Consider the following 14446-nt stretch of genomic DNA (forward strand, 5'->3'; position numbering starts at 1 on the left):
GTGGTCCGGCCCCTTCGTCGTTGACGCTGTGACGCATTGACGTAATGATTGCGTCAATCTATCTTTGACGCATGCTGTACCCCACGCCTGCTCTCACCGCCGAGGACCAGCGCGTTCTCGGGGAGATCGACGACCTACGCCGCTCGTTGCGTCAGCAGGTCCGGAACACTCCGACGAAGTGGGCCGAAGGGCTGCGCAAGTTCCTGACCGCCGACGCGGTGGCGGCCTCCAACTCGATCGAGGGCTTCAAGGTCTCCACGGTCGACGTCGAGGACCTCCTCGAGGGTGAACGGGATGTCGACGTCTCCGAGGAGAACCGCGAGGAGACGCTCGCCTACCAGCGCATGATGACCTACATCAAGACGCTTCACGACGTCGAGGACTTCCGCTACGGCAAGGAGTTCCTCAACGCGCTGCACTGGATGTTGCAGGGGCACCGGCACACCCCGAGGAAGCCGGCCGGGCAATGGCGCCGCGGTGCGGTGTACGTGACGGACGCCCGCGACCCCAGCATCGCGGTGTACACGGCGCCGGACGCGGTCGACGTGCCCTCGTTGATGAGCGAGCTGGTCGAGTGGTTGAACGCGGATGACGGCATCCACCCGCTGGTGCGGGCCGCGATGGCGCACCTTCATCTCGTCTCCATCCACCCGTGGGCGGACGGAAACGGCCGCATGTCCCGGTCCCTCCAGACACTCATGATCGCGAGAGAGGGAGAGCTGGCTCCCGAGTTCTCCTCGATCGAGGCTTGGCTGGGACGGCCTGGCAACACGTGGGAGTACTACCGCGAACTGCAGCACCGAGGCGCGACCTACCGTCCCGGCCAGGACGTTTCCGACTGGGTCCGCTTCAACCTCATCGCGTATCACCAGCAGGCGCAGACCGTTCGCGGCCGGCTGGACCGTTCGAGCCGGGTGTGGGTTCTGCTCGGTGAGTTCGCTGAGGCCAAGGGGTTGGAGCAGAGGGCTGTGGCGGCGCTGCACGACGTGGCGATGTCGGGGCGGGTGCGCCGCACTCGCTACGAGCGAGCCGAGAACCTTGGGCTGCAACGAGCCCAGCGGGATCTGCGTGACCTGGTCACCGCCGGTGTTCTGACACCGGTCGGTCGTACTCGCGCCCGTTTCTACACCGTCGGCGACCGTTTTCCGGAGTCAGCCCTGGAAGCGGCCAGGACGCCGCTGACGCTGACTGATCCGTACGAGCGGTGACGTGGTGGAGTTCCGCTTCAACGTCTGATCATCTCAAAGCGGCCGTGCACAGCGCGGTCGCGTCAGCCGCTGCCGGATCCATGAACTCCGGCAGCGGCCGCCCGTACGCGACGGCGAGCTGAGAAACCCGATCCACGGCGGAAGTCCAGCCGTGCGCGGCCAGCCAGCCCAACGGATCCGCTGCGGTAGCCACGAACTCCGCGCCCATGCTCCGAATCCGCTCCAAGGTGTCGACCACAGACGCGCGGTCGTCCGCCGACGTGTCCATGTGGTCGAACGCGAACCGGCTACCAGGCGCGGACCGCGCGTGGACCATGTCGAGCAGCCGCTTCCGGTCCTCCTCGCCCAGGTACGGCAGCAACCCCTCCGCGATCCAGGCGGTGGGTTGGGCGGCGTCGAACCCGGCCGCAGTCAGCGGCACAATCCAGTCGGTGCGCAGGTCCACCGGCACGACGACGCGGGTGCAGCGACTGACCAAGCCGGTGCCACCGATCAGCTCTTCCTTGAACTCCAGGAGTTCGGGCAGGTCCAGCTCGAACAACCGGGTGCCACCAGGCCAGTTCAGCCGGAACGCGCGGGCGTCCAGCCCCGCGGCCAGCGCCACCACCTGTGTGAGGCCGCAACCGCGCAAGAAGTCGTCGTAGAACCGGGTGCGCACGGCCATGAACTCGGCCGCGCCCGGTGGGGCCGGCGGGACCGACTCGAAATCCACCGCCGCTGCCAGCGGGTCGTCGTGCAGGCGGTCTGGTCTGGCGGCCTCGGCGGCGCGCATCGAGGCGACCCACAGTGCTGTCCTGCTCACTCCCCGCATGTCCCGAGCGTGGCAACTGTGGTGTCCTGCGTCCAGCGCGGATCTCGGCGGCGCACCTAGACTTTCGCCGTGTGAGAGTTGAGTACCGGTTGCTGGGACCGCTGGAGGTATTGCTCGACGGTGAGCCCGTGGCGGTTCCGGCTGGGCGCGGCCGGGTGTTGCTCGCCACGTTGTTGTTGCGCGCCAATCGGTTCACGTCTGTGGACGAGCTGGTCGAGCGGGTGTGGGAGGGCGATCCGCCGGATCTCGACCGGGCTCACAAGACGTTGCAGACCGTGGTGATGCGGCTGCGGCAGGCGCTGGGGGAGGCCAACTGCGTCCGGCACGAGCGTGGTGGGTACCTGGCCGAGATCGAGCCCGAGCAGCTCGACCTGCTGAGGTTCCGGGCGCTGGTGTCGCGGCAGCGGTTCGGGCCCGCGCTGGCGTTGTGGCGGGGGCCGGTGCTGGGCAACGTGGTGTCGGAGTCGCTGCACCGCGACGAGGTGCCGTCGCTGGTGGAGGAGCAGCTCGGCGCGCTGGAGCAGCGGGTAGAGGCGGACCTCGAGGCGGGGCGGGCGGCCGATCTGGTGCCGGAGTTGCAGGAACTGACGCGACGGCATCCGTTGCGCGACCGCTTCTGGGGACAGCTGATGCTGGCGCTGTACCGGTCGGGGCAGCAGGCTGCGGCGCTGTCGACGTATCGGCAGGTCAGCGAGATGCTCGCGGACGAGCTGGGGATCGACCCGGCGCCCGCGCTGCGCGAACTGCACGAGCAGATCCTGCGCGGGGAGGTCGCGCCGCCCAAGGAGAAGCGCGTCACGGCCAGGCAGCTGCCGCCGGATCTCGCCACGTTCGCCGGGCGTGAGGCCGACGTGGCACGGCTCGCCGCTAGTGAGGCGCGCGTGCTGGTCATCTCGGGCACCGGCGGGGTGGGCAAGACCGCGCTCGCCGTGCACTGGGCGCACCGGATCGCGGCGCGGTTCGAGGACGGGCAGATCTTCGTGAACCTGCGCGGCCAGGACCAGGTGCAGGCGATGCCGCCGCAGGAGGCGCTGGCGCTGGTGCTCAAGGGACTGGGCGTCGGTTCCGTGCCGGTCGGCCTGGACGAGCAGGTGGCGCTCTACCGCTCGCTCGCCGCGGACCGGAAGTTGTTGCTGCTGCTGGACAACGCGGCGAGTGCCGAGCAGGTGCGGCCGCTGCTGCCCGCGTCGGCGGGGGCGCTGGCGATCGTCACCAGCCGCGGTGACCTGCGCGGGCTGACGCTGAACGACGCGGACCTCGTCAAGCTGCCGACGCTGAGCGACGACGACGGCATGCGGTTGCTGGAACGTGTGCTCGGTGCGGACCGGGTGCGCGCGGAGAAGGACGCGGCGGCCTCGCTGGTGCGGTTGTGCGCCGGATTGCCTCTGGCCCTGCGCATCGCGGCCGCGGACCTGCGCGCGCAGGACGACATGACCATCGAGGGCAAGGTCGCGCAGCTCGACGCCGACCGGCTCGGTGAGCTGGCGGTGCCCGGTGACCCGGCGGCCGCGGTGGGTGTCGTCTTCGACGAGAGCTACTCCGCGCTGGCGGAGGACACACGGCTGGTGCTGCGCCGGCTCGGGGCGTTGCCCGGCGTGGACTTCACCGCCGACGACGCCGCCGTGATCTCCGGGCTGGACAACGTCCGTCGTCAGCTCAACCAGCTCGTCGCGGTCCATCTCGTGGAGGAGCGCGATAACCGCTTCGCTCTGCACGACCTGCTTCGCGTGTATGCGCGGGAAAGGTGCACGGCAGAGGAGATCGACGCGGCGCTCTGGCGGCTGTACGACTTCTACCGTCGCATGAACGACGACGCGGCCGAGTTGCTGTTCCCCGACCAGCGGCGGTTCCCGCTCGCCACCACCACGACCCAGCTGCCCGGCTTCGTGCTGAGGACGACGGAACAGGCGTTCGCGTGGATGACCGCCGAGTACCAGAACATGGTCGCGGCGATGGTCGTCGCGGCCGAACGGGGTGAGCACCGGCCCGCCAACGAGATCGGCGCCGTGCTCAGCTCCTACTGCTACGAGACCCGCGACGACGCGAGCTGGTCGGCGTTGTGCGAGATCAGGGACCGGTCCGCCCGCGAGTCCGGCGAGGACGTGCTGATCGCCCACTCGAACCTCTCCTACGCGATCTACCGCTTCTCCCAGGCCGATTTCGCACAGGTGAAGGAGCTCACGGACGAGGCGTTCGAGCTGAGTCTGCGCACGGGCGACCAGCCGGCTCAGGCGACGGCGCACAAGCTCCTGGGCGCGCTGGCTCGCACGGTGGGGGACACGCAGAAGTTCCTGCACCACCAGCGACTGGCGTTCGCGATCCACGAACAGCGGGGTGAGTCCGACGGTCAGGCCGTGTCGCTGCTCAACATCGCCGCGGGCCTGTTCGACCTGCCCGACCTCCTCGGCGCGGAGCAGGCGCTGCTCACGGCGCTGGAACTGGCGGCGAACTCGCCCGCCGTGCTGGGCCACGCCCACGCCTCGCTGAACGGCGTCTACCACCAACTGGGCAGGATGCCCGAGGTGCTCGCGAACCACGACGCGTTCCTGGCGCTGCAGGCGAAGCTCGGCAACCCCCGGCCGATCACGATCGGCACCATCGCCGTCGTCAACGTGAGGCGGGCGCTCCTGCAGTTCGACGACGCGTTCGACCTCATGATCGAGGTGCTGGACGAGGTGCGGAAGAGGACCAGTTTCGAGGAGGAGTTCGACGCCTGGAACGCGCTGGCCGACCTGTTCGACGACTGCGGTGCGCACGAGGACGCACTGGCCGCGGGACACCTGCAGCTCAAGATGATGGACGGCGACAAGCCGGTGAAGATGCAGATGGACGCCCATCTGTCGCTCGCGCAGTCGTACCGCCTGCTCGGCGAGCACGAGCGAGCGGCGCACCACCTGGCCGAAACGCGCTCGCTCGACAAGGGGAACGCCCTGCTCACCGGAAGGGTGACCAGGGAACAGGCGTTCCTGCACCTCGCGGCGGGTGAGCTGGGGGACGCGCTGCGGTGTGCGGAGGAGGCCGTCGCCACGCACCAGCGGTACCACCAGCGGCACCAGGAGGGGCAGTCGCTCGAAGCACTCGCCGTGATCCGCCGCACCGCGGGTGACGAGGAGGGCGCGAAGACCGCGGAAGCGTTGGCCGCCAAGGCCTACCGGGACTGCGGGGTCCCAGGGCCGTGACCGTCGAGTACCGCGTGCTGGGGCCGCTGGAGGTGCTGCTCGACGGCGTGCCGGTCGCTGTGCCCGCCGGGCGCGGGCGCGTGCTGCTCGCCACGCTGTTGTTGCGCGCCAACGAGTTCGTGCCGGTGGACGAGCTGGTCGAACGGGTGTGGGACGGCGAGCCGCCCGCCAAGGACCGGGCGCACAAGACGTTGCAGACGGTCGTGCTGCGGCTGCGGCGGTCGCTCGGTGCCGCCAGCTGCGTCCGCACGTCGTCGCGCGGCTACTCGGCCGAGGTGGCTCCCGGCCAGCTCGACCTCGCCCGGTTCCGCGAGCTCACCGCGCAGGGCGAGCACCGCGCGGCACTGGAGCTGTGGCGCGGCCCGGTGCTGGCGAACGTCCTCTCGGACTCGCTGCACCGCGAGGACGTCCCGAGACTGGAGGAGGAACGGGCCGTCGCGCTGGAACGCCGGATCGACGCGGACCTGGCCGTCGCCACCGACGTGCTGGTGCCCGAGCTGCGGTCGCTCACCCGGACGCACCCGTTCCGCGAGGTGTTCTGGGCGCAGCTGATGCTCGCGCTGCACCGCGACGGGCAGCAGGCGGAGGCGCTGGCGGTCTACCAGGAGATCCGCAAGCGCCTGGCGGACGAGCTGGGGGTCGACCCCGGCCGCCGGCTGCTCGAAGCGCACGAGCAGGTCCTCAGCGGTGAGGTCCAGGCCTCGGCCGAGGTGCCCAGGCAGCTCCCGCTCACCCACTCGCGGTTCGTCGGCCGTGAACGAGAGCTGGCGCGGCTGACCGAGATGCTGCACACCCGGCGGGACGAGCCGGTGCTGATCGCGGCGATCAACGGCGTCGGAGGCGTGGGCAAGACGTCCCTCGCGGTGCACTGGGCGCACCAGGTGGCCCACCACTTCCCGGACGGCCAGATCTACGTCAACCTGCGCGGGTTCGACTCGCGGGCCGAGCCGGTGCGTCCGCTGGCCGCGATCAGCAACGTGCTGCTGGCGCTCGGCGTCTCGGTGGCGGACCTGCGGTCGGAGGAGGCGTTGGTCGCGCACTACCGGTCGGTGCTCGCTAGACGCCGGGTGCTGCTCCTGCTGGACAACGCCCGCGACGCCGACCAGGTCCGGCCGCTGCTGCCGGGCACGGCCTCCAACCTGGTGCTGATCACGAGCCGCAACCAGCTGCGCGGCCTGGTGGCACGGGAGGGCGCGCGTCCGGTCACGCTCGACCTGCTGGACGAACAGCGCGGCCTGGACCTGCTGACCTCGCGGATCGGTGCGCACAGGGTCGCCGCCGAACCCGAGGCCGCGGCACGGCTGGTGGCGCACTGCGCGGGACTGCCGCTGGCGCTGAGCATCGTCGCCGCCCGTGCCGCGTACGACGACTCCCTCACCGCGCTGGCCGGGGAGCTGGCGGGCGAACGGCTCGACGCGCTGGACGTCGACGACTCCACCGGCGTCCGCGCGGTCTTCTCGTGGTCGCTGCGGTCGCTCAGCGAGGACGCCGCCCGCATGTTCGTCCTGCTCGGGCTGCATCCAGGCCCCGACCTCGCCGTGGCGGCCGCGGCCAGCCTGGCCGGGCTGCCCCTGGTCAGGACGCGGCGGCTGCTGGGCGAGCTCGTGGCCGGCAGCCTGCTCGACACGGGCACCGGCGGCCGGTACGCGCTGCACGACCTGCTGCGCGACTTCGCGGCGGAACGGGTGGCCGACCTGCCCGCCGAACCGAGGGCCGCGGCGTTGCGCCGGATGTTCGACCACTACCTGCACACCACCCACACCTCCTGGCAGCACCTGCAGTTCAACGCCGCGCCGGTCGTGACGGAGCCTCCCGCGCCGGACGTGCTGGTCGAGCCGGTCGCGGACGCGGACGCGGCGTGGGCCCGGTTCGACGCCGAGTACCGGGTCCTGCTCAGCGCCGTGGAACGGGCGGGGGAGCTGGGTGAGGACGACTTCGCCTGGAAGACGATGTTCACGCTGCACGACTACCTCTCCCGCAAGGGCCACATCCACGACGCCGCGGCCGGGCACCGCGTCGGGCTGGCGGCGGCGGAACGGCTCGGCGACCTCGACGCGCAGAGCCTGATGCACCGCAGGCTCGCCTCCACGCAGATCAGCTTCAACGACTTTCCCGCCAGCGAGTTCCACCTGCGTGAGGCGATCCGGTGCGCCGGCGGCAACGTCCACGCGGAGGCGCATCTGCGGCGCGGGCTCGCGTTCTCCTTCGAACGGCAGGAACGGTTCGCGGAGGCGCTCGAGGTGCTGGCGGAGATCCATCCGCGCATGGCGGACGACCAGGACGGCTACGAGCTCGGCCGCCACCTGGCCGCGTTCGGCAGGGCGCACCACAAGGTGGGCGACGGTGCCCGTGCGCTGGAGCTCTGCCTGCTGGCGGCGGAGAGGTTCGCCGAGACCGAGTTCAACGGCCAGGACGCCGGACCCGCGGGCAACCAGGAGACGCTGGGCGACATCTACCTCGGACTCGGCCGGTACACCGAGGCCGTCGAGAGCTACGAGCGGGCGTTGCGGGTCTGGCAGCAGATGCGTGCGGTGACCGACGTCGCCAGCTGCCTCATCCTGCTCGGAACGGCCTTCATCCAGGCCGGGGAGCCCGCTCGTGCGCGGGAGCACCTCACCGAGGCGCTGCGGGTCGCCGACGGCATGCTGGACCGGGAGAACTTCCAGGAGGAGATCCAGCAGGTGCACGAGCTGCTTGCATCGGTGACGAATGTATGAAGCGAGGTTTGTACCTACCTCGGCGGGGTAGCCCTAGAACAGGATTCCCCACCTGGAGGTGTCATGATCGTCCTCGGACTGATCCTGCTCGTCGTCGGATGGCTTGCTGGTATCAGCATCCTGACGACGCTTGGCGTGGTGCTGCTGGTGATCGGCGCGATTCTCGCCGTTCTCGGCGCGGTCGGCAAGCCGATCGGCGGCCGGGCGCACTACTTCTAAACGCCGTACCGGAGCACCGTTCTCCCCCTCGGAAACGGTGAAGAGGGAGTCTCCTTTGTGGAGGCTCCCTCTTCCTTTTGTCTCACAACGGCTTACACGTTGTTCTTGGCACGCGCGGCGGCGGCGAACACTCCGAACGCGACCCCCAGCATGGCCAGAGCGGCGACAGCGGCAACTACAAGATCAACAGACATGTTCAGAAAACTCCCTCTTGCGATCTCTCCCGTTGCTAATGACGCCGGGGTACCCCGTTTCGTTGCCTCGGGTAACGTTTTCGGGGTGAAACTCCGTGCTGTGGAAGCGCGTGTGCTCTCCGTAGCACCGTGGCTGCTCGTGTTGTCGGTCGCCGGGCACCTGTTCATGGTCGCGTTCCAGGCGAAGATGACCATGATCGACCTGCTGGTGTACCGCAACGGGTCGCCGCACCTGTTCTCCGGCGACCTCTACGAGTGGCGGCTCGACCAGTACGCGGACGTGTTCCCGCTGCCGTTCACCTACCCGCCGTTCGCGGCCGCGATCTTCACGCCGATGAGCTGGGTGCCGTGGGAGGCGTCGCGCTGGATCTGGCAGCTGATCTGCCTGGGCTGCCTCTACTACATCGTGCGCACCAGCCTGAAGCTGCTGAAGATGCAGGACCCGCGGCACGCCATGATGTGGACCGCGCTGACGCTGTGGATCGAGCCGGTCCGCACCACGCTGAACTACGGCCAGATCAACCTGGTGCTGGTCGCGATCCTGATCGGCACGCTCGCCAGCGCGCGCAACTGGGTCGGCGGCGCCGGTGTGGGTTTCGCCGCGGGCATCAAGCTCACGCCCGCGATCTCGGGGCTGTACTTCCTGATCCAGCGCCGCTGGATGGCCGCTGTGTGGTCGTTCGTCGCCTTTGTCGTGGTCTACGGCATCGGGTGGGCCATCTCACCGTCCCAGTCGGACAAGTTCTGGTTCCAGCTGCTCGGGGACGCGAGCCGCGTCGGGCCGGTCGGCAGCGCGATCAACCAGTCGATGCGCGGCGCGTTGAGCCGCACGGTCGGCTACGACGTGAAGACCGGGCCGCTCTACATCGTCGCCGTGCTCGTCGCGGCCGCGCTGACGTGGTTCGCGGTCAGCAAGACCAAGGACGTGCTGGCGTTGATCGTCAGCGTCCAGATGCTCGGCCTGCTCGTCTCGCCGATCTCGTGGAGCCACCACTGGGTGTGGATGGTGCCCGCCCTGCTGTGGCTGATCTACGAGGGCGGGCACCTGCTCTGCAAGATCACCGCCGGCCTGTGGGTGCTGCTGACCGGCGGCTACCTGATCTCGTTCCTGCTGCTCGCCCAGCCGAACATCTGGGACTTCCCGCGGCCGTGGATCTTCGTGGCGCTCGGCTGGGGCTATCCGGCCGCGGGTCTGCTCACGCTCGTCGCGATCGGGCTGGCAACCCGGCGTGAGCGGGACGAGCTGCTGCCCGGCGATGAGGAAGCTGCCCACGGCGAACCCACCGGTGTCACCGGCTGAGGCCGGTTTCCACGAGTTGCGGGCCGCGACCCAGCCCAGCGTCCCGTCGGCGTCCAGCGCGGTCAGGAGGGCCTGCCAGCCCTTCCGCACGTGCGGTCCCGGTCGAGCACACCCGCGTTGATGCCGGCGGCGATCGCGTAGGTGATCATCGCGGCGTCCTTGCCCGTCGCGCCCCAGAAGCCGTCGTGGCGCTGCAGGAACGGTCGTTGTCCGCGACGGCGATGCGCGTGAACGACGGCAGCGCCGTGTTCAGCGCGTCCGGTGACTTCTGAGCCTGGTGCCAGAAGTGGTGTCCGTTACTCGCCCGAGCGGCCCCGCCCTGGCTCTTCTGGCGTCTGCAAGTACCACCAACTCAACATCAACAGGCACTTTCCTACTACCAACAGGCTTGGGGGCCGGAAAGGGACGGCGCCTGTTCGTCAGGCGGCGAACAGGTTGGGTGTGGTTGACGGCGATTTGATCAAGAGTTGGTGGTACTTGCAGACGCCTCGGCACCAACCAGGACACGAGGTTTCGGACAAGACCTCTGGCCAGGTGCTCAGTAGTGCGTCTTCCCGTCCTTCACCCGGGCGCGCAGGTTGTCGCGCAACGGCTGGGCGAGGTTGCCGACGTGGAAGCTCGCGTTGGACCAGTTGTTCGCCGCCAGGTCGGGGCCCTTGGTGACCCGCGTCGCGCCGGCCTTGATCATCGTGTCCGTCACGGCGCACGGCACGGCCTGGGCCGCGGCCGGAACCCCGGCAAGCGTCCCGGTCAGAACGACCACGAAAAGTGCTGTGTTCGATTTGTGCGCAGCAACCGCATGAGGGTGTTCCCTCTCGTTTCCGCGGGCGGCGGCAGCGCACATCTTGACCGAATCAGCTCATCGCGTCCAGGACCCCGTCGATCTCCTCGGCGAGGGACACGTCGAGCGCGGTGATTCCTCCCTTGTAGTGGGTGCTCAGGCGAAATGTCAGCGTCTTGTAGCGGATGTCGATGTCCGGGTGGTGGTTGTCGTTCTCGGCGATCTCCGCGATCCGGTTCACGACCATGATCGCGTGGGAGAAGCTCGCCAGCTCCACGGTCCGGACCAGCGCCGCGTCCTGGGCACTCCAGTCGGGCAGCTTGGGCAGCACGTCGTTCAACTGATCGTCGCTCAACAGCTCGGCCATGTCCTGATCGTCCCACCACGTCACGTAAGCTGCGCGTTTGCCACGGGAGTCCGGTGAAGCGCCGGGCTGAGAGGAGGGCTCGCAAGCCCTCGACCGTCCACCTGATCCGGGTCATACCGGCGTAGGGAGAGATCTGACGTGAGAAGGATTTTCGCTGTTTTCGCTGCTCTGGTGCTGACCGGTTGTTCGGCCGGTACTTCGACCGCGCCGCAGTCGCACGAGGTCACCTTGGTGACCCACGACTCGTTCGCGGTGAAGCCCGAGGTGCTGGAGGAGTTCCAGAAGTCCTCGGGAATCACCGTGAAGCAGCTCGCGAGCGGTGACGCGGGCGAGCTGACGAACAAGCTGGTGCTCACGAAGGCGAACCCGATCGGCGACGTCGCGTTCGGCGTCGACTCGACGTTCGCCTCGCGGGCGCTGAGTGAGGGCGTGTTCGCCGAGTACGCCTCGGCGGAGGCCTCGAAGGGCGCTCAGCGGTACAAGGCGGACGACTCGAACCGCCTGCAGGCCGTCGACGTCGGTGACGTGTGCCTGAACATCGACCCGGCCAAGCTGGGTGGTGTCGAGCCGAAGTCGTACGACGACCTGATCGACCCGAGGTTCAAGGACAAGCTGGTCGTGGAGAACCCGGCCACGTCCTCGCCCGGTCTCGCGTTCCTGCTCGGCACGATCGCGAAGTACGGCGAGAACGGCTGGCAGGACTACTGGACCAAGCTCAGGGCCAACGGCGTCAAGGTCGTGAGCGGCTGGGAAGAGGCCTACAACCAGGAGTTCTCCGCCACCAAGGGCGACCGGCCGATCGTCGTGTCGTACGCGTCGTCGCCGTCGGCCGAGGGCGGCAAGACCAAGGCCGTGCTGGACACCTGCTACCGCCAGGTCGAGTACGCGGGTGTGTTGTCCGGCGCCAAGAACCCCGCCGACGCGCAGAAGGTCCTCGACTTCCTGCTGGGCGAGAAGTTCCAGGCCCAGGTGGCCGAGCAGATGTACGTCTACCCGTCGCGTGAGGGTGTCGCCCTGCCCGAGTCGTGGGCCAAGGACGCTCCGCTGCCGTCTTCGCCGCAGTCGCTTCCCGCGGACAAGGTGAAGGACAACCGCGAGGCATGGGTCGAGCAGTGGCGCAAGCTCGTGCAGGGCTGAGCTCGCGCACGGGGTGGTCGGCGGCCGCACTGCTGCCGCTGGCCTTCCTGGCCCTGTTCTTCGCGTGGCCGGTGCTGGCGATCGTCAACCTCGGTCTGCGCGAGGGCGGCGTGCTCGACGCGGTCCTCGCGGCCGACACCTGGGAGCTCGTCGGCTTCACCCTCGGGCAGGCGCTGGCGTCGACGGTCGTGGCAGTCGTCGCCGGCATGCCGCTCGCGTTCGTGCTGGCACGCTGCCGGATTCGCGGGCTCGGGGTGATCAGGGCCGCCGTGATGGTGCCGTTCGTGCTGCCGACCGTGGTGGTGGGCCTGGCTTTCCGGACGTTCTGGCCGGACGGCGGGGTGTTGCCGATCGTGCTGGCGAACGCGTTCTTCAACGTCGCCGTGGTCGCGAGGACCGTTGGCGGGTTGTGGGCGCACACGGATCGACGCGCCGAGGACGCGGCACGGGCTCTGGGTGCTTCCCGTCCGCGGGCGTTCGTGTCGGTGGTGCTGCCGGCGTTGGCTCCCGCGATCGGGTCGGCGGCCGCGGTCGTGTTCCTGTTCTGCGCCACGAGTTTCGGTGTCGTGCTGGTGCTGGGCGGGTCGCGGTACCGGACGCTGGAGACCGAGATCTACCTGCGGACGGTCGAGCTGTTCGACCTGTCCGGGGCGGCGGCGTTGTCGTTGTTGCAGTTCCTAGCCGTGCTCGCGGTGCTGGTGCTGGGCGCTTTGGCTCGGCGCCGGCGGGAGACAGCGTTGGCGTTGCGGGGCAGGGAAGAGCTGGCGCGGCGGCCGACCGGGGGCGAGTGGTACGTCGTGGCCGCCGCCTTCGGCGTCGTGGTGGCGTTGCTGACGCCCGTGGTCGGGCTGGTGACGCGGTCACTGTCCACTCGGGACGGCTGGAGCTTCGCCGGGTACGTGGCCCTGAACACCCGTGGTGAGCGGGGCACGCTGGCGGTGACCGGGATCGACGCTGCCGTGAACTCGCTGCGGACCGCCTTCGACGCGACGCTGGTGGCGCTGGTGGTCGGGGTGTTCTCGGCGGTGGTGCTGGTCGGGCTGCGGCGGTCAGGGGCTCGTTTCGCGGAGGTGCTCGACACCGCGCTGATGCTGCCGCTCGGGGTGTCCGCGGTGACCGTCGGTTTCGGGTACCTGATCACGATGGACGCGTTGCCGGGCGACTTCCGCACCTCGCCGTTGCTCGTGCCGCTGGCGCAGGCGCTGGTGGTGACGCCGTTGATCGTGCGGATGGTGCTGCCGGTGTTGCGGGCGGTGGACGAACGGCTGCGGCAGGCTGCGGCGACGCTGGGCGCCTCGCCTTTCCGGGTGTGGCGTGAGGTGGACCTGCCGCTGGCTGGACGGTCCTTGGCGGCGGCGGCCGGGTTCGGGTACGTGGTGGCGCTGGGGGAGTTCGGGGCGACGAGCTTCCTGGCCCGCCCGGACGCGCCGACGTTGCCGGTGGTGATCGCGCGGCTGATGTCGCGGCCGGGGGAGTTGAACAGCCAGATGGCCTACGCGGCGTGCGCGTTGCTGATGGTCGTGACGGTCGGGTGCGTGCTGTTGATCGAACGGTTGCGCGTGCCGAGCAGCGGGGAGTTCTGATGGCGCTGGAACTGGACTCGATCACCGTCCGTTATGGACAGACGGCCGCGGTGTCGGACGTGTCGCTGTCGGTGGCGGACGGCGAGGTCGTGGCGTTGCTCGGGCCGTCGGGCTGCGGGAAGTCGACGTTGCTGCGCACGGTCGCGGGGCTGGAGAAGCCTTCTGACGGCGCGGTCCGGTGGGACTCCGCCGATCTGGCCGGCGTGCCGGTGCACCGCCGGGAGTTCGGGCTGGTCTTCCAGGACGGGCAACTTTTCCCGCACCGGACGGTCGCTGGGAACGTGGCGTTCGGCCTGCGGATGAAGAAGGTCGAGCGGGAGGCGCGGGACAAGCGCGTGCTGTCGCTGCTGGAACTCGTCGGGCTCGAAGGGTATGCCGATCGCCGCGTGACGCAGCTGTCCGGCGGCGAGCAGCAACGGGTCGCGCTGGCACGGGCTTTGGCGCCGTCGCCCCGGTTGCTGCTGCTGGACGAACCGTTGTCGGCGCTGGACCGGGCGTTGCGCGAGCAGCTCGCGGTCGACCTGGCGCGGTTGCTGCGGGAGGCCGCGACGACGGCTCTCGTCGTGACGCACGACCACGACGAGGCGTTCACGCTGGCCGACCGGGTGGCGATCATGTCGCGCGGCCGGATCGTCCAGGTCGGGCCGCCGGCCGAGGTGTGGTCGTCGCCGGTCGACGTGGAGACCGCGAAGTTCCTGGGCTGCAACAAGTTCGTGCCGGGGTCGTTCGTCGGGCTCGACGCCGAGCGGGTCGGGCTGCGCGCCACGGCGCTCCGGGTCGACTCCGACGGCCTGCTCGAGGGCACGGTGCTGGAGCGGGTGCACCGGCGCGACCACGTGCGGCTGCTCGTGGAGATCGGCGGCGAGGAGTACGAGGCCGTCGGACCGGTGTCCGTCGGTGACCGCGTGCGGCTCGCAATTGACTTGGACGGCGTCGCGCGCGTCGGGTAG

Annotated in this window: 11 protein-coding genes; 8 read left to right on the forward strand and 3 right to left on the reverse strand. The window is 69.5% G+C overall.

Going from position 1 to position 14446, the window contains the following annotated elements:
* Nucleotides 1-71 precede the first annotated feature (71 nt).
* Nucleotides 72-1208, forward strand: coding sequence for a Fic family protein (locus tag ACSHWB_RS18620; RefSeq protein ID WP_439663274.1), 1137 nt, complete (start codon nucleotides 72-74; stop codon nucleotides 1206-1208).
* A 28-nt stretch (nucleotides 1209-1236) separates the two neighbouring features.
* Here the strand turns inward: ACSHWB_RS18620 and ACSHWB_RS18625 are convergent, their stop codons facing one another.
* Nucleotides 1237-2019: an SAM-dependent methyltransferase gene (locus tag ACSHWB_RS18625; protein WP_439663275.1), complete on the reverse strand. Its 783-nt coding sequence runs from the start codon at nucleotides 2017-2019 to the stop codon at nucleotides 1237-1239.
* A gap of 71 nt (nucleotides 2020-2090) precedes the next feature.
* Between ACSHWB_RS18625 and ACSHWB_RS18630 the strand changes: the two genes are divergently transcribed.
* From ACSHWB_RS18630 to ACSHWB_RS18645, 4 genes are all read left to right on the forward strand, one after another.
* Nucleotides 2091-5198 (forward strand): BTAD domain-containing putative transcriptional regulator, encoded by a 3108-nt coding sequence (locus ACSHWB_RS18630; protein WP_439663276.1) that lies wholly within the window; start codon nucleotides 2091-2093, stop codon nucleotides 5196-5198.
* On the forward strand, nucleotides 5195-7915 hold the full coding sequence (locus tag ACSHWB_RS18635; protein WP_439663277.1) for a BTAD domain-containing putative transcriptional regulator: 2721 nt from the start codon (nucleotides 5195-5197) through the stop codon (nucleotides 7913-7915). The genes ACSHWB_RS18630 and ACSHWB_RS18635 overlap by 4 nt, the downstream gene beginning before the upstream one ends.
* Before the next feature lie 63 nt (nucleotides 7916-7978).
* Nucleotides 7979-8134, forward strand: a complete 156-nt coding sequence (locus ACSHWB_RS18640; protein ID WP_090007203.1) for a DUF6131 family protein — start codon at nucleotides 7979-7981, stop codon at nucleotides 8132-8134.
* Between the two features lie 279 nt (nucleotides 8135-8413).
* The gene (locus ACSHWB_RS18645; protein WP_439663278.1) at nucleotides 8414-9628 is read left to right on the forward strand and encodes a mannosyltransferase; all 1215 of its coding nucleotides are present in this window, start codon (nucleotides 8414-8416) and stop codon (nucleotides 9626-9628) included.
* Between the two features lie 538 nt (nucleotides 9629-10166).
* On the opposite strand, the gene ACSHWB_RS18650 is transcribed toward ACSHWB_RS18645, so the two are convergent.
* Nucleotides 10167-10391: a hypothetical protein gene (locus ACSHWB_RS18650; RefSeq protein WP_439663279.1), complete on the reverse strand. Its 225-nt coding sequence runs from the start codon at nucleotides 10389-10391 to the stop codon at nucleotides 10167-10169.
* 91 nt (nucleotides 10392-10482) lie between these two features.
* Nucleotides 10483-10776, reverse strand: a complete 294-nt coding sequence (locus ACSHWB_RS18655) for a 4a-hydroxytetrahydrobiopterin dehydratase (protein ID WP_093602787.1) — start codon at nucleotides 10774-10776, stop codon at nucleotides 10483-10485.
* Nucleotides 10777-10914: 138 nt separating this feature from the next.
* On the opposite strand from ACSHWB_RS18655, the gene ACSHWB_RS18660 reads away from it, so the two are divergent.
* The 3 genes from ACSHWB_RS18660 to ACSHWB_RS18670 are packed head-to-tail and all read left to right on the forward strand — an operon-like array spanning nucleotide 10915 to nucleotide 14446.
* The gene (locus ACSHWB_RS18660) at nucleotides 10915-11913 is read left to right on the forward strand and encodes a thiamine ABC transporter substrate-binding protein (RefSeq protein ID WP_439663280.1); all 999 of its coding nucleotides are present in this window, start codon (nucleotides 10915-10917) and stop codon (nucleotides 11911-11913) included.
* A complete protein-coding gene (locus tag ACSHWB_RS18665; protein ID WP_439663281.1) occupies nucleotides 11877-13496 on the forward strand; it encodes an ABC transporter permease in 1620 nt (539 codons plus the stop codon). The genes ACSHWB_RS18660 and ACSHWB_RS18665 overlap by 37 nt, the downstream gene beginning before the upstream one ends.
* Nucleotides 13496-14446 (forward strand): ABC transporter ATP-binding protein, encoded by a 951-nt coding sequence (locus ACSHWB_RS18670; RefSeq protein WP_439663282.1) that lies wholly within the window; start codon nucleotides 13496-13498, stop codon nucleotides 14444-14446. Before ACSHWB_RS18665 ends, ACSHWB_RS18670 begins: the two co-directional genes overlap by 1 nt.

The sequence above is a fragment of the Lentzea sp. HUAS TT2 genome (genome assembly GCF_051853195.1).
Taxonomy (GTDB): Bacteria; Actinomycetota; Actinomycetes; order Mycobacteriales; family Pseudonocardiaceae; genus Lentzea.

Coding starts and splice junctions, on each gene's coding strand:
- ACSHWB_RS18620 (WP_439663274.1), top strand. CDS start 72: ATGCTGTACCCCACGCCTGCTCTCACCGCCGAGGACCAGCGCGTTCTC.
- ACSHWB_RS18625 (WP_439663275.1), bottom strand. CDS start 2,019: ATGCGGGGAGTGAGCAGGACAGCACTGTGGGTCGCCTCGATGCGCGCC.
- ACSHWB_RS18640 (WP_090007203.1), top strand. CDS start 7,979: ATGATCGTCCTCGGACTGATCCTGCTCGTCGTCGGATGGCTTGCTGGT.
- ACSHWB_RS18655 (WP_093602787.1), bottom strand. CDS start 10,776: ATGGCCGAGCTGTTGAGCGACGATCAGTTGAACGACGTGCTGCCCAAG.
- ACSHWB_RS18665 (WP_439663281.1), top strand. CDS start 11,877: ATGGGTCGAGCAGTGGCGCAAGCTCGTGCAGGGCTGAGCTCGCGCACG.
- ACSHWB_RS18670 (WP_439663282.1), top strand. CDS start 13,496: ATGGCGCTGGAACTGGACTCGATCACCGTCCGTTATGGACAGACGGCC.